At 65.5% G+C, this 22,812-nt stretch carries 15 protein-coding genes; all 15 read left to right on the top strand.

Translation table 11 applies throughout. The features are described from left to right. Positions 1 to 126: 126 nt before the first annotated feature. The 15 genes from cobM to pks13 all read left to right on the top strand — a co-directional run bounded on the left by cobM (position 127) and on the right by pks13 (position 22,811). Positions 127 to 870 (top strand): precorrin-4 C(11)-methyltransferase, encoded by a 744-nt coding sequence (cobM, locus tag VF34_RS13020; RefSeq protein ID WP_032374178.1) that lies wholly within the window; start codon positions 127 to 129, stop codon positions 868 to 870. After that, positions 867 to 1,616 (top strand): precorrin-6A synthase (deacetylating), encoded by a 750-nt coding sequence (gene cobF, locus VF34_RS13015; protein ID WP_032374177.1) that lies wholly within the window; start codon positions 867 to 869, stop codon positions 1,614 to 1,616. The genes cobM and cobF overlap by 4 nt, the downstream gene beginning before the upstream one ends. 67 nt (positions 1,617 to 1,683) lie before the next feature. Beyond that, a complete protein-coding gene (gene glf, locus VF34_RS13010; RefSeq protein ID WP_032366753.1) occupies positions 1,684 to 2,913 on the top strand; it encodes a UDP-galactopyranose mutase in 1,230 nt (409 codons plus the stop codon). Then, entirely contained in the window at positions 2,910 to 4,817 is a 1,908-nt protein-coding gene (locus VF34_RS13005; RefSeq protein ID WP_032374176.1) for a glycosyltransferase, read from the top strand. Before glf ends, VF34_RS13005 begins: the two co-directional genes overlap by 4 nt. After that, positions 4,795 to 5,331, top strand: coding sequence for a phosphatase PAP2 family protein (locus VF34_RS13000; protein ID WP_174557191.1), 537 nt, complete (start codon positions 4,795 to 4,797; stop codon positions 5,329 to 5,331). Before VF34_RS13005 ends, VF34_RS13000 begins: the two co-directional genes overlap by 23 nt. Continuing rightward, positions 5,328 to 6,233 (top strand): decaprenyl-phosphate phosphoribosyltransferase, encoded by a 906-nt coding sequence (locus VF34_RS12995; RefSeq protein WP_027494814.1) that lies wholly within the window; start codon positions 5,328 to 5,330, stop codon positions 6,231 to 6,233. The genes VF34_RS13000 and VF34_RS12995 overlap by 4 nt, the downstream gene beginning before the upstream one ends. Continuing rightward, positions 6,211 to 8,076 carry an arabinofuranosyltransferase AftB family protein gene (gene zomB, locus VF34_RS12990; RefSeq protein ID WP_032374175.1) on the top strand — a complete coding sequence of 622 codons (1,866 nt, stop codon included), beginning with the start codon at positions 6,211 to 6,213 and terminating at the stop codon, positions 8,074 to 8,076. The genes VF34_RS12995 and zomB overlap by 23 nt, the downstream gene beginning before the upstream one ends. A 213-nt stretch (positions 8,077 to 8,289) precedes the next feature. Beyond that, a complete protein-coding gene (locus tag VF34_RS12985) occupies positions 8,290 to 9,300 on the top strand; it encodes an alpha/beta hydrolase (RefSeq protein WP_174557192.1) in 1,011 nt (336 codons plus the stop codon). A 331-nt stretch (positions 9,301 to 9,631) separates the two neighbouring features. Continuing rightward, positions 9,632 to 10,645: an alpha/beta hydrolase gene (locus VF34_RS12980; RefSeq protein ID WP_027494811.1), complete on the top strand. Its 1,014-nt coding sequence runs from the start codon at positions 9,632 to 9,634 to the stop codon at positions 10,643 to 10,645. A 219-nt stretch (positions 10,646 to 10,864) separates the two neighbouring features. Continuing rightward, positions 10,865 to 12,766, top strand: a complete 1,902-nt coding sequence (locus VF34_RS12975; protein WP_080733309.1) for an alpha/beta hydrolase-fold protein — start codon at positions 10,865 to 10,867, stop codon at positions 12,764 to 12,766. 83 nt (positions 12,767 to 12,849) lie between these two features. Then, the gene (locus VF34_RS12970; RefSeq protein ID WP_032374174.1) at positions 12,850 to 13,401 is read left to right on the top strand and encodes a DUF732 domain-containing protein; all 552 of its coding nucleotides are present in this window, start codon (positions 12,850 to 12,852) and stop codon (positions 13,399 to 13,401) included. Between the two features lie 9 nt (positions 13,402 to 13,410). Continuing rightward, the gene (locus VF34_RS12965) at positions 13,411 to 14,364 is read left to right on the top strand and encodes a cutinase family protein (RefSeq protein WP_027494808.1); all 954 of its coding nucleotides are present in this window, start codon (positions 13,411 to 13,413) and stop codon (positions 14,362 to 14,364) included. Between the two features lie 288 nt (positions 14,365 to 14,652). Beyond that, positions 14,653 to 15,651: an LLM class F420-dependent oxidoreductase gene (locus tag VF34_RS12960; protein WP_027494807.1), complete on the top strand. Its 999-nt coding sequence runs from the start codon at positions 14,653 to 14,655 to the stop codon at positions 15,649 to 15,651. 179 nt (positions 15,652 to 15,830) lie between these two features. After that, positions 15,831 to 17,729: a long-chain-fatty-acid--AMP ligase FadD32 gene (gene fadD32, locus VF34_RS12955; RefSeq protein WP_027494806.1), complete on the top strand. Its 1,899-nt coding sequence runs from the start codon at positions 15,831 to 15,833 to the stop codon at positions 17,727 to 17,729. Between the two features lie 42 nt (positions 17,730 to 17,771). Beyond that, on the top strand, positions 17,772 to 22,811 hold the full coding sequence (gene pks13 / locus VF34_RS12950) for a polyketide synthase Pks13 (protein WP_045841508.1): 5,040 nt from the start codon (positions 17,772 to 17,774) through the stop codon (positions 22,809 to 22,811). Position 22,812 lies beyond the last annotated feature (1 nt).

The raw sequence follows: 22,812 nt of genomic DNA, 5'->3' as shown, positions 1-22,812 counted from the left end.
AATATGAATCACATCAGCAACATGAGTCCCATCAGACACAAGGCTAAACCTTAGCTTGACAGTTAGCCACAGCCGGGAAGTTCCAATGGCGCGGCGCGTCGGGCGCGTCACCTACGCTTTCCACCTGTGACTGTGCACTTCATCGGAGCCGGACCCGGAGCGGCAGACCTGCTCACGTTGCGGGCCGTCGAGTTCCTGCGATCCAGTCCGGTGTGTGTCTACGCCGGTACCTACATCGACGACGCGATCCTCGAACATTGCTCGGTCGGTACTCGCCTGGTCGACACCGCGAAGCTCGATCTCGATGCCATCACCGCCGAACTCGTCGCCGCCGACCAGCGCGGGGACGACGTCGCACGCCTGTGCTCGGGTGATCCGTCCCTCTACTCCGCGATCGCAGAACAGTCGGCTCGACTCGACGCCGCGGGTGTGCCGTGGGACATCACGCCGGGAGTGCCCGCCTACGCGGCCGCTGCGGCCACGTTGGGCGTCGAGCTGACCGTTCCCGAGGTGACGCAATCGGTGGTCCTCACTCGCGCGCAGGCCCGCTCGACGGCGATGCCGGACACCGAGGCGCTGGCCAACTTCGCCGCCACTCGCGCCACGTTGGCTTTGCATCTGGCCATCACCCGTACCCGTGTCCTCGCCGACGAGTTGGCGCAGTTCTACGGCTCGGACTGCCCCGCCGCGGTCGTCTTTCATGCCAGCAAGCCCGACGAGATGGTTCTGCGCGGCACTCTGGCCGACATCGCCGACCAGGTCGAGGCCGCCGGCCTGCGTCAGGCCGCAGTGATCCTCGTCGGTCCTGCTCTCGCTCGTCGCGTCGTCGCCGAATCCCACCTGTACGACGCCTGCCGGGACCGCTCGTGAAAATCCATCTGATCGGCATCGGCGGTGGTCACCCGGATCAGGTGACGGTGCAGGCCGTCGAGAAGCTGCGGGCCGTGGACGTGTTCGTCGTGGCCGACAAGGGCGCGTCCGTCGGGGATCTGGCAGCAGCCAGGCAGGAGATCCTCGAGCGCCACCACGGTGGCAGCTACCGGGTCATCGAGGTGCCCGATCCCCCACGCGACCGGTCACCTCGGCAGTACGAGACCGCGGTCCTCGATTGGCACGACGCCCGCGCCCGGGCGTACGCCGACGTGCTCGACGGTCTCGCCGACGGCACCGTCGTCGGATTTCTCGTCTGGGGCGACCCGGCGCTCTACGACAGCACCATCCGCGTCGTCGAGCGGATCGCCGAACTGCGCGGCGACATCGAGTTCGATGTCACATCCGGCATCTCCAGCGTGTCCATGCTGGCGGCGAGTCATCGACTCGTGCTCAATCGCATCGGGGGCCCGATCGTCATCACCACCGGCAGGAACCTGGCCGGCGACGTCGCAGCCGGGCTGGACAACCTCGTCGTCATGCTCGACGGCAACCTGGCCTGCAGTGCGCTGACCGGCGCAGGGTGGGGCATCCACTGGGGAGCCAACCTGGGTACGACCGACGAGAAGCTCGTGGCCGGGCCGCTCGACGACGTGCTCGACGACATTCGCCGCGCCCGCGCCGAGGTCAAAGAGGCACACGGCTGGGTGATGGATACCTACCTGCTCCGACGCCTGCCGGGTTGACACCGGACCGGCCGGGCGATGCCTGGCGGGGTGGAGCCGTCACGATCGTCGGATACCCTGGTTGCCCGTGACTGCTGTAAGCCCCGAGACCACCTCTTCCGACGCCACCGCGACCGGCCGCTACGACCTCATCGTCGTCGGATCCGGGTTCTTCGGTCTGACCGTGGCAGAACGGGCGGCGTCCCAGCTGGGCAAGCGTGTTCTCGTTCTCGACCGGCGGCACCACCTGGGCGGCAACGCGTACTCGGAAGCCGAGCCCGAGACGGGTATCGAGATTCACAAGTACGGTGCGCACCTGTTCCACACGTCCAACAAGCGCGTGTGGGACTACGTCAACCAGTTCACCGACTTCACCGGCTACCAGCACCGCGTCTTCGCGCTGCACAACGGTCAGTCGTACCAGTTCCCGATGGGCCTGGGGCTGATCTCGCAGTTCTTCGGAAAGTTCTTCTCCCCGGCCGAGGCGCGGGCCCTGATCGAGGATCAGTCCAGTGAGTTCGACTCCAAGGACGCGCAGAATTTCGAGGAGAAGGCGATCTCGTTGATCGGACGTCCGCTCTACGAGGCGTTCATCCGGGACTACACGGCCAAGCAGTGGCAGACCGATCCGAAGGAACTGCCCGCGGGCAACATCACCCGGTTGCCGGTGCGCTACACCTTCGACAACCGCTACTTCAACGACACCTACGAGGGGCTGCCGGTCGACGGCTACACCGCGTGGCTCGAGAACATGACACGCGACGAGAAGATCGACGTCCGCCTGAACACCGACTGGTTCGATGTTCGCGACGAGTTGGTCGCCGAGAGCCCGAACGCCCCGATCGTCTACACCGGGCCGCTGGACCGCTACTTCGACTACTCCGAGGGCGAATTGGGCTGGCGCACCATCGATTTCGAGACCGAGGTGCTCCCGGTCGGCGATTTCCAGGGAACGCCGGTGATGAACTACAACGACGGCGACGTGCCGTTCATTCGGATCCACGAGTTCCGCCACTTCCATCCCGAGCGTGAGTACCCGACCGACAAGACGGTCATCATGCGCGAGTTCTCACGTTTCGCCGAGAGCGGCGACGAGCCGTACTACCCCATCAACACCCCCGACGATCGGCAGAAGCTCGAGGCGTACCGCAACCGCGCGAAGGCCGAGACGGCCTCCAACGGTGTGCTGTTCGGTGGTCGACTCGGCACGTACCAGTACCTCGACATGCACATGGCCATCGCGAGCGCACTGAACATGTACGACAACACCCTGGCCCCGCACTTCGAGACCGGCACCGCCCTGGCGGGGGACAAATGACCGCCAAGCACCTGCTCGAGGACGGGGTGGCAGACGTCGCGCCGGTCCTCGGAAAATCGCTGTTGCAGCGAGTACTGCTGCCCCGGTCGGGTGAGCCGCTCGACGTGCGCACGCTGTACCTCGAAGAAGCGACCACCAATGCCAAACGCGCGCACTCGCTCTCGCGTACCTCGCTCACCATCGGCGGCGAGTCCGAGGTGTCGTTCTGCACCTACTTCAACGCATTCCCGGCGAGTTACTGGCGGCGCTACAGCATCCTGAAGTCCGTGGTGTTGCGCGTCGAGGTGTCCGGCCACTGCCGAATCGACGTCTACCGGTCCAAGGCCGATGCGTCGCGCATCCACGTCGAGGGCCGCGAGGCCGTGGACGGCGATGCGGCGCAAGAGTTTCTGATCGACCTCGGCCCGTTCGAGGACGGCGGGTGGATCTGGTTCGACATCACCTCCGATTCCGAGGTGGTCCTCGAAAGCGCCGGTTGGTACGCGCCGATCGACGCTCCCGGTGAGGCGACCGTCGCCGTCGGCATCCCCACGTTCAATCGACCCACCGACGCCGTCAAAGCGCTTGTCGCCCTTGGCTCGGACCCGTTGGTGCTCGACGTGATCCAGGCCGTGATCATGCCGGATCAGGGCACCCGCAAGGCAAAGGACGAACCCGGCTTCGACGAGGCCGCTGCTGCGCTCGGTGGCCGTCTCGCGATCCACGATCAGGCGAACCTCGGTGGGTCCGGCGGCTACAGCCGGATCATGTACGAGGCGCTGAACAACACTGCTTGCCAACACATTCTGTTCATGGACGACGACATCGAGATCGAGCCCGACTCGATTCTGCGGGCGTTGGCGATGTCGCGTTTCGCCAAGGTGCCCACGCTCGTCGGCGGCCAGATGCTGAATCTGCAGGCGCGTAGTCACCTGCACGTCATGGGTGAAGTGATCGACCGCGGGAACTTCATGTGGACCGGCGCGCAGAACGTCGAATACGACCACGACTTCTCCGAGGACCCGCTGCGCACCAGCAAGCTGCTGCACCGCCGCATCGACGTCGATTACAACGGCTGGTGGATGTGCATGATCCCGCGCGTCGTCGCCGAGGAACTCGGGCAGCCGTTGCCCCTGTTCATCAAGTGGGACGACGCCGAATACGGCTTGCGCGCACGCGAAGCCGGCTACCCGACGGTGACGCTGCCGGGTGCCGCGATCTGGCACATGGCGTGGAGCGACAAGGACGACGCCATCGACTGGCAGGCGTACTTCCACCTGCGCAACCGTCTCGTTGTCGCGTCGCTGCACATGCCCGGCGACGGCAAGGGCCTGGTGCTCGACACCATCAAGGCCACCGTCAAACACCTGCTGTGCCTCGAGTACTCGACGGTCGCCATCCAGAACCTTGCGATCCGTGACTTCCTGGCCGGTCCCGAGCACATCCTCGAGATTCTGCCCACGGCGCTGCCGACGGTGCATGCACTGCGCAAGGAATTCCCGGACGCCGTCGTTGTCGGCAGTTCCACGGAGTTGCCGCTCGCATCGGGTGAGGAAGTCGGAGCCGTCGGCCTGCCGACCAACCCGATCTCCAAGGTCCGTCGTCTGGCCAAGGGCTTGCTGCACAACGTCAAGCCTGCGCACGAGCAGCACCACGAGCGTCCGCAGCTCAACGTGCCGACTCTCGACGCACGCTGGTTCCTGCTGTCCCAGGTCGACGGCGTCACCGTCACCACCGCGGACGGTCGGGGCGTCGTCTACCGCAAGCGCGACCGCGCGCAGGCCGCGGCGTTGCTGAAGGAAGCGCTGTCGTTGCGCAAACAGTTGGCAGCCGAATTCCCTGCTCTCAAGGCCCGCTACCGTGATGCCGTGCCGCACCTGACCAGTAAGGAAACGTGGGAACGTGTCTTTCGTTACCAGGCGTAAAGGCCAGACCGAGGTGCCGACCGAAGTGCGCATCCTCGAGAAGGTGCAGGCCACGGTCGGTAGCGCCCCCGGTGCGATCACCGTTGCGCGCGGGATGTCGCACTTCGGCGAACATGCCCTCGGCTGGGTGGCGATCGCAGGTATCGGCGCTGCTCTGGACGCGCCGCGGCGACGCCAGTGGGCGTCGGTGGCCGTCGGTGCCGTCGGATCGCATGCCGCGTCCATCGTCATCAAGCGCATCGTGCGCAGGCCACGTCCCCACGATCCGGCCGTCCGGATCAATGTCTCGACGCCGAGCAAGCTGAGTTTCCCGTCGTCACATGCGACATCCACCACAGCGGCTGCGGTTCTCCTCGGCCGCGTGACCGGGCTACCGTTACCGGCGGTCCTCGTCCCACCCATGTTGCTCTCGCGCTTGGTGCTCGGAGTCCATTACCCCACCGACGTGCTGGCCGGATCTGCACTCGGCGCGTTGACGGCTGCTGCCGTCGTGAAGTTCGAAGGAGACAAATGAGCGAGGATGCCGCACCCGTAGGCGCACCGCCGAAGAATCTGGCGGACGGCATCGTCAAGGCGCTTCGCCCGCGTCAGTGGGTCAAGAACGTGCTGGTCCTGGCCGCGCCGTTGGCGGCAGGCTCGGTCACCGATCGCGACGTGCTGCTGTCCGTCGCGCTCGCGTTCATCGTGTTCTGCTTCGCCGCCTCCGGCGTCTACCTGGTCAACGACGCCATGGACGTCGAGGCCGACCGCGCGCACCCCACCAAGCGGTTCCGGCCGATCGCTGCAGGAGTCCTGCCCGTCACGATCGCCTACGCGATGGCCGTGGTGTCGCTCGGGCTCGCCGTCGGCCTGTCGTTCTTCGCGAACTGGAAGCTCGCGCTGGTCATCGGCGTCTACATCGTCATCCAGCTGGCGTACTGCTTCGGCCTCAAGCACCAGGCCGTCCTCGACATCTGCATCGTCTCCTCGGGCTTCCTGCTCCGCGCGATCGCCGGTGGCGTCGCTGCCTCGATCCCGCTCTCGCAGTGGTTCCTGCTGATCATGGCGTTCGGCTCGCTGTTCATGGCGGCAGGCAAGCGCTACGCCGAGCTGCAACTGGCCGAACGCACCGGGGCGAAGATCCGTAAGTCGCTCGAGAACTACACCACGACATATCTGCGCTTCGTGTGGACGCTGTCCGCGACGGCCGTCGTCATCTGCTACGGCCTGTGGGCTTTTCAACAGGACGCCGAAACGGACTCCAACTGGTTCGCCATCTCGATGATTCCGTTTACTATCGCAATCCTGCGATACGCAGTGGACGTAGACGGCGGCGAGGCAGGCGAACCCGAAGAGATCGCGTTGGGAGACAGGGTTCTCCAGCTACTCGCCATAGCGTGGATCGGAGTGGTTGGTGTCGCTGTCTACCTCGCCTGACCAGCGAGACACGCGAGAAGACACCCCGGCACCGGCGGTCTCGACCAGGGCGGTCTTCTGGGTCGGGACCGTCGTCACCGGTGCCCTGTTTCTGTGGGGTGCCTGGGAACGTCGCTGGATCGCCGACGACGGCCTGATCGTCCTGCGCACCGTCCGCAACCTGTTGGCCGGCAACGGCCCGGTGTTCAATGCGGGCGAGCGGGTCGAGACCAACACGAGCACCATCTGGACGTACCTCGTCTACGCGGGTAGCTGGCTCAGCGACGGCCGGCTCGAGTACGTGGTCCTGACGATCGCGCTCGTGCTGTCCACAGCGGCCGTCGTCATCGCGATGATCGGCACATTCGCCCTGCGTGGTCGCACTGCGTCACGCACTCTCTTCCTCCCCGCGGGCGTCCTGGTGTACATCGCGGTACCGCCGGCCCGTGACTTCGCGACGTCCGGGCTAGAGACCTGCCTGGTCATCTTCTGGCTGGCGGTTTTGTGGCTGCTGATGGTGCGGTGGGGGCAACGCCGCGGCGGTGGCGTCGAACTGCTGCTGCTGGCCTTCTTCGCGGGCCTGGGCCCGCTGGTGCGCCCCGAGCTGTCCATCGTGTCGGTTCTGGCACTGGCGATGCTTTTCCTCGCCCCACAGACGTGGTTGTCGAGGCTGCGCGTGTTCGCATTCGCCGGCGCGGTTCCCGTGCTGTACCAAATTTGGCGTATGGGCTACTACGGCCTTCCGTACCCCAACACCGCAGTGTCCAAGGACGCCGGCGGTGCCAAGTGGTCGCAAGGGTGGGCGTATCTGACCAACCTGATGGGACCGTACCTACTGTGGCTCCCGCTGGTGCTGCTCCTGCTCGGTGCCGCCCTGTCGGTGACACGAGTGCGCCCGACGCTTCCCAGATCAGTGGGCGGCCTGCTCGCCGCGTTGCGCACGCCGACCGCTGTCGTCGTATTCGTGCTCGTCAGTGGATTGTTGCTCGCGGTCTACGCAATTCGAGTCGGTGGCGATTTCATGCACGGGCGAACATTGTTGCCCGCCCTGTTCACGCTGCTGTTGCCCATTTCGATATTGCCCGTCGCGCTCCCGCAACGATGGTCCGGTAATCGTGCGACTGCTGTTTTCGTCGCAGATGTATTCGTCTGGGGTGGGATCGTCGTCTGGGCTGTGATTGCGGCGAACACGACGGGAATGCCCCAGGGCTCGATCGTCGGACGAAGCGGAATCGTCGACGAACGAGCGTTCTATTCGCTCAACACCGGGCACGCTCATCCGATCCTGGCGTCGGACTATCTCGACTATCCGCGGATGCGGGCGATGGTTCAGGCGATCGACGACACCCCGGACGGCGGATTGCTGCTGCCGTCCGCGCAATTCACCTACTGGGATGTCGTCCCGCCGCCCCTCCCGATCCCCGAGGGTGGATTCGGTCACACCGTCTACTTCCTCAACCTGGGGATGACGAGCATGAACGTCGGCCTCGACGTGCGGGTCATCGATCAGATGGGGCTGGCGTACCCGTTGGCATCGCACACCGAACGCCTCGAGAACGGCCGCATCGGTCACGACAAGAACCTCTACCCGGACTGGGTCGTCGCCGATCTGGGGCTGGTCGGCATCCATCCGTACCTGCCCTGGTACATGGACGAGGACTGGGTGACCGAAGCTCAGGTGGCGTTGACCTGCCCGGACACCCAAGAAATGCTGACGTCCTACCGAGCACCGTTGACGAAGGATCTGTTCGTCCGGAATGTGAAACGTTCGTTGTTCTATGCCGGTTATCGATTCGACCGGGTGCCGAAATACGAAATACAGCGATGTGATCTTCCGGCACCTGTATTGAAGGCCGATAATTAGCCGACAGAACACGAGAAGATCACCGGGTTGCGCCGATTCGGTCTCGACGCGAAGATGAGCTGTCTCGATCCTGTAACGGACGACGTACTTCGTGCGATAAGTGCGGAGGATATGTATGCGCCAGACCCTGGGTCGGGCGCGTACATGATGAACTTGCGAGATCAATCGTTGATTGCGTAACCGATGTGACGAAGCTGCTGAGAGGTCGAGTGCATGCTGGGTAGATGGAAGAGCCGGTCCGGGGACAAGCGAGCGGGCTCCTGGGGACGCCGCGCCGCAACATCCATGCTGATGGCAGTGGTGCTACCACTGGGCTTGGCCGTGGCGGGCGGTGGCGCAACTGCCAACGCAGCGTTCGACGGCAACGCCATCGACGTCTGGACGGACTCGAGCATGGGCCCGATCAAGAGCCGGGTGTGGCGGGCAGCGGACGGTAACACCAACCGCGTCGTCTACCTGCTCGACGGCCTCCGCGCCACGACCGACATCTCGGGCTGGGAGCACGAGACCGACGCCGGAGCAGTTCTCGCCTCGTGGAACATCAACGTCGTCGAGCCGGTCGGTGGACAGTCGAGCTTCTACTCCGACTGGTACGCACCGTCCAACTTCAACGGTCAGAAGACCACCTACAAGTGGGAAACCTTCCTGACGCAGAACCTCCGCGAGAACCTGCGCGCGAACTACGGCTTCAACCCGAACCGCAACGGTGTCATCGGCATCTCGATGGGCGGCTCCGCAGCCCTCACGCTGGCTGCGTACCACCCGGACCAGTTCAGCTACGCCGGTTCGCTGTCGGGCTACCTGAACATCTCCGCGCCCGGCATGCGCGAGGCGATGCGCCTGGCTCTGCTGGACTCCGGCCGCTACAACATCGACGCGATGTGGGGCCCGCCGTGGGATCCGGCATGGCTGCGCAACGACCCGTTCGTCTTCGCGCCTCGCTTGCGTGACAACGGCACGCGCGTGTGGGTCTTCGCAGGCAGCGGTCTGCCCGGCGGTCTCGATCGCCCACAGAGCTTCATCGATTACTACAACACCGCGAACGGTATGGGCCTCGAGGCCATCGCCCTGGCGAACAGCCGTGCTTTCCAGATCCGCATGGCGAGCATCGGTGCCAACAACGTCACGTATGCGTTCCCGGCCGTCGGTACCCACCAGTGGGGCTACTGGGGCGAGCAGATCCGCGTCATGGCACCGGACCTGAGCGCCAACATCGGTAACTGATCCACCCGGCAGCGTTTACTGTCGCAGTCCCCGCTTTCGGCCCTGTAGTGATATTTCACGACTTTTCAGGGCTGTTCAGCGGGGACCGCGCAGGATAGTCTCCTGTTTCAGAAACTTGCAGAGGCGAAACTGGGACGCTGATCACAGTTTTGCCTTGGAACCGCTCGATGGAATAACCTCCATCGAGCGGTTCGCCTGTTATGCAGCAGAACCTCAACTTTTCGACACACCACAGCTTCACCCCGGCCTCATGGGCCGTCAGTCAGCCCTGTTCGATTGCCGGGGGCCGCTACGACAGCGGAGACCGCGTAGATGAGAGAGAGCACGATTCATGCGATTTGCCGGCCTCAGCAGTAACCCGAAGGCGTCATCACGCTGGCGTCAGCGCCTGCTCGGCGTGGGTGCTGCCGCACTCGTTCTGCCGATCGCAGCCGGTGTCGTCGGCGGCGCAGTCGCAGTCGCTGCCCCCACTGCCGTCGTCCATCAGACCCCGGCCGGTGGCCGCGAGGACCTGATCGTCCCGTCCGAGATGGGTCCGATCAAGGTCCAGGTCCAGTGGGCGGCGCGCGGCGGAAACGCTGCTCTCTACCTGCTCGACGGCCTGCGTGCCCGCGACGATCGCAACGCCTGGACCTTCGAGACCAACGCGCAGGATCAGTTCGCCAACGACGACGTGACGCTGGTCATGCCCGTCGGTGGACAGTCCAGCTTCTACAGCGACTGGTACACCTCGTCGAACTTCAACGGCCAGGAAGTCACCTACAAGTGGGAGACGTTCCTGACGCAGGAGCTCCCGGCGTTCCTGGAGAACTACGGCGTCTCGCGCAACAACAACGGTGTTCTCGGACTGTCGATGGGTGGTTCGGCTGCCCTGACGCTCGCCGCGTACCACCGCGACCAGTTCAAGTTCGCCGGCTCGCTCTCGGGTTACCTGAACATCTCGGCCCCGGGCATGCGTGAGGCGATTCGTATCGCGATGCTCGATGCCGGTCGCTTCAACGTCGACTCCATGTGGGGACCGCCCTGGAACCCGGCGTGGCTGCGCAACGACCCGTTCGTCTTCGCACCCAGGTTGCAGGGTCTGTCGCTGTACATCTCCGCAGCCAGTGGCCTGCCCGGCCAGTTCGACCGCCCGGCCGCGCCGATCGATTTCTACAACACCGCCAACGGCATGGCGCTCGAGGCACTCTCGCTCGCCAACACCCGTGCATTCCAGATCCGCATGGGCACCCTCGGTATCCCGGCGACCTACAGCTTCCCGGCCAACGGAATCCACGCCTGGCCGTACTGGGGTGCCGAGCTGTGGAAGGCACGCACCCAGATCCTGGACGCGCTGAACGCCTGATTCGGTTCCGTAACGTGCTCTCCGACAATGCCGCCCCACGCTCTCGCGTCGGGCGGCATTGTCGGTTCAAGCGCAGGCTCTTCGAGCCTCCCCAATTCACATTCGCACCACCAGTCACAGCGAGTCTGCTGTTCGTGGCCATCGGGCACGTGTAGAAAGACATACGAAGCATGTCTCGAGACGAGACCTTCGGTCGTCACAGGAAAGAGAGTCACCATCATGCGCACTGAGCTTGTTCGGTTCGGTCGTACCCCATCGGCCGGCACACGGGCTCGGCGAGCGGCAGCAGCAGTGACTGTCGCCTCCGCGCTGATGATTCCCTTCGCGACGACGACGCTGGCCACTGCAGCCCCGGTTGCTCATGCCGCCCCGATGGCGCAGACCGGCCCCGCCTACACCCAGACCGGTGGAGCAACCGTCACCTCGGTGGACTGGCTCTCCGATCGCCGCGTCGCGCTGTGGATCCAGTCGCCCTCGATGGGAACGCCCATCCAGGTGCAGCTGCTGCTCGCGCGTGACTGGAACATCAACCCGCAGGCCACGTTCCCGCAGGTGTACATGTTGGACGGCCTCCGGGCGACCGACCAGGAGAACGGCTGGACGGCCGAGACCGACGCCGAGGCCTACTTCGCCGACAAGAACGTCAACGTCGTGCTGCCGATCGGCGGACAGTCCAGCTTCTACTCCGACTGGGTCGATCAGGACAACGGCAAGAACTACCAGTGGGAGACGTTCCTGACCAAGGAGCTGCCGCCCATCCTGGCCAAGGACTGGCGCAGCACCGACAACCGCGGCGTCGTCGGGTTGTCGATGGGTGGCACGTCCGCGATGTTCCTCGCGGCCCGCAACCCCGGCTTCTTCAAGTTCGCCGGTTCGCTGTCGGGCATCCTGACCACCACCTCGCTCGGCATGCCGCAGGCCATCCAGTACGCGATGACCGACGCCGGCGGCTACAACTCCAAGGCCATGTGGGGCGCACCGTCCAACTCGCTGTGGGCTCAGCACGATCCGTACCTGCTGGCCGACAAGCTGAAGGGCGTCAGCCTCTACATCTCGAGTGGCAACGGCTCGACCGGCCCGTACGATCAGCCGTCGCCGATTCCGGGCGTCAGCACCAACTACGCGGGTATGGGGCTCGAGATCCTCTCGCGACTCACTTCCCAGACCTTCGCCACCAAGCTCAACCAGCTCGGAATCCCCGCGCAGGTCAACTACCGCCCGTCGGGCACGCACTCGTGGCCGTACTGGCAGTTCGAGTTGCACCAGCTGTGGCCGCAGCTCGCCACGGCACTCGGCGTCGAGGTCGACAAGCCCGCCTGCAGTGTCGCGGGCATGATCGGCAATGCGAGCGGCGCGAACTCGTGGCTGGGTCCCTGCCTCACCGCGGAGTACAACGTCGCAGGCGGACGAGCTCAGGACTTCACCTTCGGTCGGGTCTTCTTCGCGCCTGACACCGGGGCGCAGGTGGTTGCCGGCGCTATCGGCGGTATCTACCAGGGCAACAAGGGCCCCGAGGGTGCGCTCGGCTTCCCGAAGACCGGCGAGATCGCCACTCCCGACGGCCGCGGTCGCTTCAACGCCTTCCAGAACGGCATGGTCTACTTCACGCCGCAGACCGGAGCCCATGTGGTCAAGGGTGCCGTGCTCGACGAGTGGGCAGCCCAGGGGTACGAGGGCGGTCCTCTGGGATACCCGGTGCTCGACGAGGTGGCAACACCCAACAAGCCCGGCTCGGTGCAGGGCTTCGAGATCGGCGCGATCTACACCTCTCCCGACGCGGGCGTGCATTCTGTGCAGGGCATGATTCTCGGTAAGTACGGTGAATTGGGTTGGGAGAGTGGACCTCTCGGGTTCCCCAAGTCCAACGAGATCGGCCCCATCCGGGACGGCGGACGGTTCAATCAGTTCGAGACCGGCAACATCTACTGGAGCCCGGTCAGCGGAGCCTGGTCCATGCCGTACGGCCCGATCTTCGACGCCTGGGGATCGGTGGGCTACGAAGGTGGCCGCCTCGGCTACCCCACCAGCGATCAGTTCGACATCGACGGTGGCGGTAAGCAACAGAACTTCCAGTTCGGCATCATCACCGTCAAGGACGGCAAGGCCACGATCGCTCCGTGACCGGAGGCAGTCACGGCTTCAGAGTTCTCTCAGAGCGTGGCTGTACTCTCGCCTGCGACCCGACGACCGAAGGATTTCGATCGATGACGCGTAACTCTCTGGCCAGAACTCTGTCACTCGGCGTGCTCGCCGTGGCGGCGAGCTCGATGCTGGTGGCGTGTGGAAGTGACGACTCGACGGCCACCGGCGCGCCGACGAGCACCACCACGGCAGCTGCGACGACGACCGAGGCGAGTTCGTCGACGTCGGCGGCCGAGAGCACCACCACTACTGTCGCTCCTACCACCAGCCCGGGCGAGGCTGCGACGGCACCGCCGGAGCAACCCCAGGCCGTGCCGGACGACTTCCCGGGGCCGACGGAGAGCCAGATCGACAACCGCGGCCAGCGTTTCCTCGACGAGCTGAAGAGCAAGGGCGTCACTCCGGCGGGCAACGGCGACATCGCGGTGTCGACGGCCAACTACATCTGTGCCGCGCAGGCGCAGGGCGTCGCAGCCGACGAAATCACGACCTACGTCACCGCGAACGTCGGCGTCGAGGCGAGTGCAGCCGGAACGCAGATGAACGAGACGCAGGCCCAGCAGGCTGCCCAGACCTACATCGCCGCCGCGCAGGCGACGTACTGCACGCCGTAGTTCGCGCTGATGGCCAAACGTAAACGCAGAGTTCTACCGGTGATCGCCTTCGCGGTGATAATCGGGCTCGTCATCGTGGCCCTGTGGTACCTCCTCGCCGGGCGTCTCGGACCCGGACCGGGACCGGTACCGCCGCCGGGGCCCGAGCAGCCGACCTCGCAACCGGCGGACTGCCCGGACGTCCAGGTCATTGCCATCCCCGGTACGTGGGAGTCGTCGTCGACCGACGACCCGTACAACCCGACCGCCAATCCGGTGTCGCTGATGCTCAACGTCACCCGGCCGCTGCAGGAGCAGTTCCCCGGATCTCGCGCGGACGTCTACACGGTGCCCTACGTCGCACAGTTCTCGAACCCCATCGCGCTGCCGCCGGACGGCCAACAGTCGTACAACAACAGCCGTACCGAGGGCAAAAACGTTGCGGTGCAGAAGATGTCGGACGTCGCAGCGCGGTGCCCACTGACCAACTTCGTCATGGCCGGCTTCTCTCAGGGAGCAGTCATCTCCGGCGACATCGCGGCCGATATCGGCGCGGGTAACGGACCCATCTCCGCCGATCGTGTCCTCGGCGTCACCCTCATCGCCGACGGCCGCCGCGACGGAGTGTCGGGTACCGACGTGCCGGGACCGCTCGACGGCGTCGGAGCCGAGGTCGCCCTCGGGGGACTCGACCTCCCCGGCATCACCATGACGGGGCGTCGGGACGGCGGATTCGGCGCGCTCGACGACCGGACCAATCAGATCTGTGCACCCGGCGACCTGATCTGTGCGTCCCCGTCGGATGGACTGTCGCTGCGCAACATTCCGCAGAGCATCCAAATTCTGATCGGGGCGGCGGGCAATCCGGTGCACGCGTCGTACAACAGTTTCGTCGTCGACGGTTCCGGCACGACGGCCACCCAGTGGACGGCGGCGTGGGCGGCCGATCTGATCGAGAATGCGCCGACGCCTCCGCACTCGTGATCGGGTCGTGTGGACGACGGCGTGATCGGGGTCGTGGGTAGCGCAGTGACCGGTGTCATGGATAACGGACAGGTCACAACGCGGCGTGTCGCCAACTGGTGCAGGGCACAAACCTGTGGTCTGCGACCCCCAGTCGGTGGGATCCGCTCCCGCGAGCGGCTAGAGTGACGCCTTGGACCTGCGCGGATCGGCCCCGGCCGACTGCCCGCACGGTGTGCCCAGACCCCCGGTGCCGACCACCTCAGACCCCAGGTGCCGGCCGCTCCAGACCCCAGAGGAGAGCAATAGATGAGTTCCGCCGAGGCCGCGACCCCCGGGCCGCGCAAATTCCGCTTCGCTGCAGGCGGAGAGGGAAACGCGGAGGAGGGCGGGGCTCGGAAGTTCATCAAGCTGGCTCAGCAGGCCGAGGAACTGGGTTACGACAGCTTCATGATTCCCGATCATCTCGGTAATCAGGTCGGGCCGATCGCGGCGCTCGGAGCTCTCGCCGTCGCCACCGACAAGATTCGGCTCGGCACGGCGGTGCTCGCCAACGGCTTCCGCCATCCTGCGGTGCTCGCCAAGGACGCGGCGACCATCGATGTGCTCTCCGGCGGACGGCTCGAACTCGGACTCGGCGCGGGCTGGATGCGCGAGGAATACGACAAGGCCGGCATCACCTACGACCGTCCCGGCGTCCGCATCGAGAAGCTCGCGGAGACCCTCGACATTCTCGACGTGTTGCTGCGCGGCCAGGAATGCAACTACGAGGGCAAGCACTACACGATCACCGGTCTCAAGGGCAGCCCTCGTCCGCGTCAGGGACCGCGTCCGCCGATCTGCATCGGCGGCGGCGGCCCCAAGATGCTCGCGCTGGCGGCCAAGCACGCCGACATCATCTCCGTGGTGCCGAGCACCTCGAAGGAAGGTAAGTTGCTGCTCTCGGGCATGACCATCGAGAAGACTCTCGAGCGCGTCGAGCTCATCCGGGCCGCCGCAGGGGATCGGTTCGACGACATCGAGCTGAACTGGGCGATCACCACCATCGTGGTCACCGACGATCGCGAGCAGATGGCCGAGATGGCATTGGCCGCGCTGGACAACGGTTATCCGCCCAATGTGGACGTCGATGTCAAGCTCACAGTCGAGGACATTCTGTCGTCGCCGTACCTCGCCTTCGGAACGTACGAGGAAATCGCCGATCAGATCCGTAACGTTCGCGCGCGGACGACGATGTCCTATGTCGGGGTTTTCCCCACACAAATGGAAGCATTCGCTCCGGTTGTCGACTTGCTGAAAGGCGAGTGACGCAGGCGCGTGTCGGTAGCATGGAGTCGGCCTCGAGGTCGACCGAAACCGCCACCGCTGGAGTTACCACTTAGTAACATAAAACGCTGTTCGGGGTCTGCATCGATGAACGTCGTCGATGCAAGGCCAGGTCACGCACGATGTGTGGCAGCGATTCGTGTCGGAGGAGATTGAAGCAAATGAGCCACACGTTCGATGATTTCATCGATGAGAACGGCCACATCACCATCGGTGAAGGGCAGACACTCGTCCGCCACGTCGAGGCGAACGTCGAAGAGAACGCCGACACGCTCGCGTACCGGTTCATGGACTACTCCCGGGAACGGGACGGTGAAGCGCACGAGTTGACCTGGTCACAGTTCGGCAAGCGGCTGCGCGCTGTCGCCGCCCGTCTGCAGCAGGTCACCGAGCCCGGTGACCGCGTGGCGATCCTCGCTCCCCAGGGCCTCGAGTACGTCATCGCGTTCTTCGGTGCGATCTACGCGGGCACCATCGCGGTGCCGTTGTTCGATCCCGACGAGCCCGGCCACACCGACCGCCTGCATGCCGTCCTCGGCGACTGCAAGCCCAGCGCGATCCTCACCGCCAGCAACTCCGCGGCGGGCGTTCGCGCGTTCTTCCGCGCGCTCCCCGCTGCCGAGCGGCCCCGCATCATCGCCGTCGACGCCGTTCCCGACAGCGTCGGCGAGACGTGGGTCGAGCCCAAGGCAGGGTTGGACGACATCGCCTACCTGCAGTACACGTCGGGTTCGACGCGGACCCCGGCCGGCGTCGAGATCACGCACCGCGCGGTCGGCGTCAACGCGCTGCAGATGGTCGACAGCATGGAGATCAACTACGACTCGCGCGGCGTCACCTGGCTGCCGATGTTCCACGACATGGGTCTGCTCACCGTCATCCTCCCGGCCCTCGGTGGCAAATACATCACGATCATGAGCCCGCGCGCGTTCGTGCAGCGGCCGTGGCGCTGGATCAAGGAACTCGCCGCGGTCTCCGACGGAGCAGGCACGTTCGCCGCGGCACCGAACTTCGCGTTCGAGCACGCCGCCCAGCGCGGACTGCCCAAGAACGGTGAAAGTCTCGACCTGTCGAACGTCATCGGCCTGATCAACGGCAGCGAGCCCGTCACCACGTCGTCGATGAAGAAGTTCAACGAGGCCTTCGGCCCGTACGGTTTGCCGAAGTCCGCGATCAAGCCGTCGTACGGCATGGCCGAGGCCACGCTGTTCGTCTCGACGAGCAAGCACGCCGACGAGGCCAAGGTCGTCTACGTCGACCGTGTCGAGCTGAACGCAGGCAATTTCGTCGTCGTCGCACCCGACGCTCCCGGAGCCATCCCGCAGGTATCGACCGGAACCGTCGCCCGGAGTCAGTGGGCCGCGATCGTCGACTCCGAAACCGCCACCGAGGTGCCCGACGAACACGTCGGCGAGATCTGGCTGCACGGCGAGAACATCGGCAAGGGCTACTGGGGTCGCGAGACCGAGACCAGCGAAACCTTCCACAACAAGCTCGTCCACCGCGTCGCCGACGGGTCGCACGCCACGGGTGCCCCCGAGGGTGCCAACTGGATGCGCACCGGAGACTTCGGCGTCTATCACGACGGCGAGCTCTACATCACCGGCCGCGTGAAGGACCTCGTCATCGTCGACGGCCGCAATCACTACCCCCAGGACATCGAGTTCTCGGCGCAGGAAGCAAGCAAGGCTCTGCGGCCGGGCTTCGTGGCGGCGTTCGCGGTGCCGCTCAACCAGCTGCCCGACGTCGTGTTCGAGTTCAGTGGTGCCGCGTTGACCAAGGATTCGGACGACAGCTCCGAACAGCTCGTCATCGTCGCCGAGCGCGCTCCCGGCTCGGGCAAGGCAGACCCGGCTCCGATCGCCGACGAGGTGCGCACCGCAGTCTCGGCGCGGCACGGCGTCACGGTCCGCGACGTCCTGCTCGTCCCGGCCGGTTCCATCCCGCGTACGTCGAGCGGCAAGATCGCCCGACGCGCGTGCAAGGCCGCCTACATCGAGGGCACCCTGCGCGGCGGTTACCAGCAGACGGCATTCCCGGACGCCGAACTACCCGACTGATCTCTGGGCCTCCCGTTCCTTCGATACATAGCTTGGTGAGTAATGGCTGAACAAGAGACAGACAAGATTCAGAGTGCCGACGGGACGGACCTCACGGTCGCCCAACTGCGGGATTGGCTACGCAACTGGGTTGCAGACGCGACGGGTCAACCCGCGTCGGCCATCTCCGACGACCGTCCGATGGAGGAATTCGGTCTGTCCTCTCGCGATGCCGTCGCACTGAGCGGTGAGATCGAGGAGCTGGTGGGGGTCACGCTGACCGCGACCGTCGTCTACCAGCACCCCACCATCGCGTCTCTGGCCAAGATCATCATCGAGGGCGAACCCGACGAGCCGGTGGGTACCGTCGACGACGCGTTCTACACCAGCGGAGTGCAGTCGGGCGACGCCCACGACATCGCGATCGTCGGACTGTCGTCGCGCTTCCCCGGCACCGGTCACACCCCCGAGGAGATGTGGTCGCTGCTCATCGAGGGCCGCGACGGCATCACCGACCTGCCCGAGGGCCGGTGGAAGGAATTCACCTCCGATCCCGTCATCGCCGCAGCCGTCGATGCGACGGTCACCAAGGGTGGCTACCTCGACGACGTCAAGACCTTCGACGCCGAGTTCTTCGCGATGTCGCCCAACGAGGTCGTCAATGTCGACCCGCAGCAGCGCCTCGCGCTGGAACTGACCTGGGAAGCGCTCGAGCACGCGCACATCCCGGCCAGCTCGGTCAAGGGCCGCCAGGTCGGCGTCTTCATCGGCAGCTCGTCCAACGACTACCAGCTCATCGCCGTCAGCGATCCGGCCGTGCACCCCTACGCACTCACCGGCACCTCCACCGCCATCGTCGCCAACCGCGTGTCGTACTTCTACGACTTCCGCGGGCCGTCGATCGCCGTCGACACTGCCTGCTCGTCGTCCCTCGTGGCCGTCCACCAGGCAGTGCGCAGCCTGCGCACCGGCGAATCCGATCTCGCCGTCGCAGGCGGGGTCAACATGCTGCTCGCCCCGCCGATCACCGTGGGCTTCGGTCAGACCGGTGTCCTCGCTCCCGACGGCCGGATCAAGGCCTTCTCCTCCGACGCCAACGGCATGATTCGCTCCGAGGGCGGCGGCCTCGTCGTGCTCAAGCGACTCGAGGACGCCGAGCGAGACGGCGATCAGGTGCTCGCTGTCATCGCCGGATCCGCCATCAACCAGGACGGCCGCTCCAACGGACTCCTCGCGCCGAACCCCGATGCACAGGCCGACGCACTGCGATTCGCGTACCGCGACGCCGGCATCAACCCGTCGGGCGTGGACTACATCGAAGCGCACGGCACCGGAACCATCCTGGGCGATCCCATCGAGGCCGACGCGCTCGGCCGCGTGGTCGGCCGTGGCCGCGACGCGGACAAGCCGGCACTGCTCGGCTCGGCGAAGACCAACTTCGGACACCTCGAATCTGCCGCAGGCGCAGCAGGTTTGATCAAGGTCGTGCTGGCGATGCAGGAGAACAAACTCCCGGCGTCACTGAACTACGTGGGCCCCAACCCGTACATCGACTTCGACAAAGCACACCTGAAGGTCATCCCGGAGGCCACCGACTGGCCGCGGTACACCGGCAAGGCCGTCGCCGGCATCTCCGGTTTCGGCTTCGGCGGCACCAACGCCCACGTCGTCGTACGCGAGTACGTACCGGGTGAGACCTCGGCCGAATTCGACCCCGCTGCCGTGGATCCGGAGGCCGCGGTGGTGGAGGGCGTCTACGAGGAGCAGCTCGATGCCGAGACGACCAGCCCGGTCGCCGAGGCCGAGACCATCCTGGCGGAGTCCGACAGTGCTCCGGAGACAGTGATTCTCGCGGTGTCTGCGGCGTTGCCGTCGCGTCGTAAGCGCGCGGCGTCGGAACTGGCCGACTGGCTCGAGACCGAAGAGGGCAGCACGACGCCTCTCGTCGATGTCGGCCGCACGTTGGCTCGGCGTAACCACGGGCGTTCGCGCGCAGTGGTTCTCGCGTCCACCACGGCCGAGGCCATCGCCGGATTGCGCGCCATCGCGGCAGGCAAGCCCGGACCGGGCGTGTTCTCCGCGGACTCGCCTGCGTCCAACGGCGCAGTGTGGGTGTTCTCCGGATTCGGCTCGCAGCACCGCAAGATGGCATCGCGGCTGTACCGAACCAACGCCGTGTTCGCCGCCGAGGTGGACAAGGTGGACGAGCTGCTCGTCGACGAAGCCGGCTACTCCATCCGCGAGATCATCCTCGACGACTCGCAGACCTACGAGTTCGAGAACTCCCAGGTCGCTATCTTCGTCATCCAGATCGCCTTGGCCGCAACGCTTCGCGCACACGGTGCGGAGCCGTCGGCCGTCATCGGCCACTCGATGGGTGAGGTCGCCGCCGCGTACGTTGCCGGAGGCCTGAACCTCGAAGACGCCGTCCGCATCATCTACGCCCGCTCGCGGCTGCTGGCCGAGGGCCAGGACGGCCTCGGTGCCGCCTCGCAGGGTGCCATGGCACTCGTCGAGTACACCCCCGACGAGGTCAAGACCCTCACCGATCAGTTCCCGAACGTGGAGCCCTGCGTGTACGCCGCGCCGACGCACACCACGGTCGGTGGACCCCGCGCCGAGGTCGAAGCCCTCGTCGAAAAGGCCGAGGCCGCAGGCAAAATGGCCCGTCTGCTCGACGTCAAGGGAGCAGGACACACCGCAGCCGTCGACGTACTGCTCGGTGAGCTCGCCGCCGAGCTCGCCGGAATCGAACCGAGCAAGCTCACCGCCGGGGTCTACTCCTCGGTCGATCGTGAGGCGCACTACCGCGTCGGACATGCGGCGATTCACGGCGTCGACTACTGGACCAAGGGAATGCGTCACCCGGTCTGGTTCACCCAGGCCGTCAATGTTGCTGTGGGAGACGGGCACACAACGTTCGTGGAGCTCGCCCCGAACCCCGTCGCGCTGATGTCGGTCGCTGCTACCGCGTGGGCTGCCGGCCTGGCCGACGCCACGTTGATTCCGACGCTCAAGCGCAAGGAAGACGAGGCAGACACGTTCCTCGCCGCGCTGGCGCAGCTGTACGTGCACGGTCATGCGCTGGAACTGGCGACGCTGTTCGAGTCGGGTCCGTACGCTGCAATCCCGCGAACTGCGTACTTGCGCAAGGAGTTCTGGCTCAACTCGCAGGTCAGCTCCAGCGGTAACTCTCGCGTTCCCGGTGCCCGGGTGGCACTGCCCGACGGCCGCCACGTCTGGGAAGTTCAGGCCTCGGCCGTCTCGGGATTCGATGCGTTGGTCACCGCCGCTGCGTCGCAGGTGTTCTCCGATGTGGCTCTGGGTGCTTCGGTCTCGCACGCATCGGTGCCCGCGGCCGGCACGGTCGTCACCACATTGACCTCGCACCTCGGTGGTGCGTCGGTCCAGGTCCATGCGCACGAGGGCTCGGCGTTCACCCTGCTGCACGAGGCTGTAGTCACCTCGGGCGATGTGCGGCCGGAACCCGTTGTGGCGGTGGAAGAGCGGTCCTCGTCTCCGATGGAAGAGTTGCCCGAGGTCGTCGAGACGTTCGGTGACCGCTGGGATCCCAACGGCAATCAGAAGCTCGAAGATCGGTTGGCGATCATCGTCGCCGAGTCGATGGGCTACGCACCCGAGGACTTGCCTCCCGAGGTGCCGCTGATCGAACTGGGGCTGGATTCGCTCAGCGCCGTTCGGATCAAGAACCGCGTCGAGTACGAATTCGACATCCCCACAGTGCAATTGCAGGCCGTGCGTGATGCGAACCTGCGCGAGGTGGAGAAGTACCTGCGCTACGCGATCGAGAACCGCGACGAGGTGCAGGCGCTGGCAGACAAGCAGGCCGCCGAAAAGGCTGCCGAGCAGGCTGCCGAGAGTGGCGCGACTGCACGCGACGAAGCGTTGGAGACGGCCGTCGCCGCACCGGAGACCGCGGTGCCGAGTGCGGAATACCAACCCGCACCGGTGGTCGCAGCGCAGACCGACCTGGGCGGCAAGGAAGCGTTCGCCGAGGCCGCCGGATCAGATGTGCCCCCACGTGACAACGCCGAGCGGATGACGTTCGCAACGTGGGCAGTGGTGACGAAGGAATCAGCCAAGGGCATCTTCAACACTCTGCCGATCCTCGACGACGAGACGGCCGAGAAGTTGGCCGCTCGCCTGACCGAGCGGGCCGGCGGCGAGATCACTTTCGACGACGTACTGGACTCGGAGACCATCGAGCAGCTCGCCGACAAGGTACGCCCGCATCTCGAGGACGGCGAGATCGACGGTGTCGTGCGCAATCTTCGGGCCCGTCCCGAGGGCTCTACGGCCACACCGGTATTCGCGTTCCACTCGGCCGGTAGCTCCACCGTCGCCTACGAGCCGTTGCTGCGGAAGTTGCCGGCAGGCACGCCCATGTACGGCCTCGAGCGCGTCGAAGGGCCCATCGCCAAGCGCGCCGCGGAGTACGTGCCGTTGATCAAGGCGATCCAGCCCGAGGGACCGTACGTGTTCGTCGGATGGTCGCTCGGCGGCATCCTCGCCTACGAGGTGGCGCGTCAGATGGAAGAGGAAGGCATCGAGGTCGCCTACGTGGGGCTGCTCGATACCGTCATGCCCGGCACCAAGATTCCCGACACCAAGGTCGAAGTCCGCAAGCGTTGGGAGCGGTACGCGGCGTTCGCCAAGAAGACGTACAACGTCGACTACCCGATCCCGTACGACAAGTTGGTCGACTCCGACGACGAGGGTCAGATTCGGATCATCACTGATCTGGTCAAGCTCAGCGGGGCAAAGATTCCCGGCGGCATCATCGAGCATCAGCGGACGTCGTGGCTCGACAATCGGGCTATCCAGACAGCCGAGCTCAAGGAGTACGGCGGGCACGTCACGCTGTACCTCGCCGATAAGTACCACGACGACGCGATCGCCCTCGAGCCCGCATACGCCACCCGCGAAGAGCACGGTGGTTGGGGACCGGTGGTCAAGGACCTCGAGATCGTCTACGTCGGAGGCGACCACCTCGCGGTCGTCGACGAGCCGTACATTGGAAAAATTGCGGCCCATCTGTCGAAGACGCTCGAGAACATCGAGTCTGCAAGAACCGGAGCGTAGA

The sequence above is a fragment of the Rhodococcus sp. PML026 genome (genome assembly GCF_000963615.1).
Lineage (GTDB): Bacteria > Actinomycetota > Actinomycetes > Mycobacteriales > Mycobacteriaceae > Rhodococcoides > Rhodococcoides fascians.
This window is presented reverse-complemented; position numbering and strand designations above follow the sequence as displayed.

Excerpts from the sequence above, each read along its gene's own strand:
- VF34_RS12980 (WP_027494811.1), top strand. The coding sequence starts at position 9,632 with ATGCGATTTGCCGGCCTCAGCAGTAACCCGAAGGCGTCATCACGCTGG.
- VF34_RS13005 (WP_032374176.1), top strand. The coding sequence starts at position 2,910 with ATGACCGCCAAGCACCTGCTCGAGGACGGGGTGGCAGACGTCGCGCCG.
- VF34_RS12960 (WP_027494807.1), top strand. The coding sequence starts at position 14,653 with ATGAGTTCCGCCGAGGCCGCGACCCCCGGGCCGCGCAAATTCCGCTTC.
- VF34_RS12965 (WP_027494808.1), top strand. The coding sequence starts at position 13,411 with ATGGCCAAACGTAAACGCAGAGTTCTACCGGTGATCGCCTTCGCGGTG.
- VF34_RS12995 (WP_027494814.1), top strand. The coding sequence starts at position 5,328 with ATGAGCGAGGATGCCGCACCCGTAGGCGCACCGCCGAAGAATCTGGCG.
- fadD32 (WP_027494806.1), top strand. The coding sequence starts at position 15,831 with ATGAGCCACACGTTCGATGATTTCATCGATGAGAACGGCCACATCACC.
- VF34_RS12985 (WP_174557192.1), top strand. The coding sequence starts at position 8,290 with ATGCTGGGTAGATGGAAGAGCCGGTCCGGGGACAAGCGAGCGGGCTCC.
- VF34_RS12975 (WP_080733309.1), top strand. The coding sequence starts at position 10,865 with ATGCGCACTGAGCTTGTTCGGTTCGGTCGTACCCCATCGGCCGGCACA.
- VF34_RS12970 (WP_032374174.1), top strand. The coding sequence starts at position 12,850 with ATGACGCGTAACTCTCTGGCCAGAACTCTGTCACTCGGCGTGCTCGCC.
- pks13 (WP_045841508.1), top strand. The coding sequence starts at position 17,772 with ATGGCTGAACAAGAGACAGACAAGATTCAGAGTGCCGACGGGACGGAC.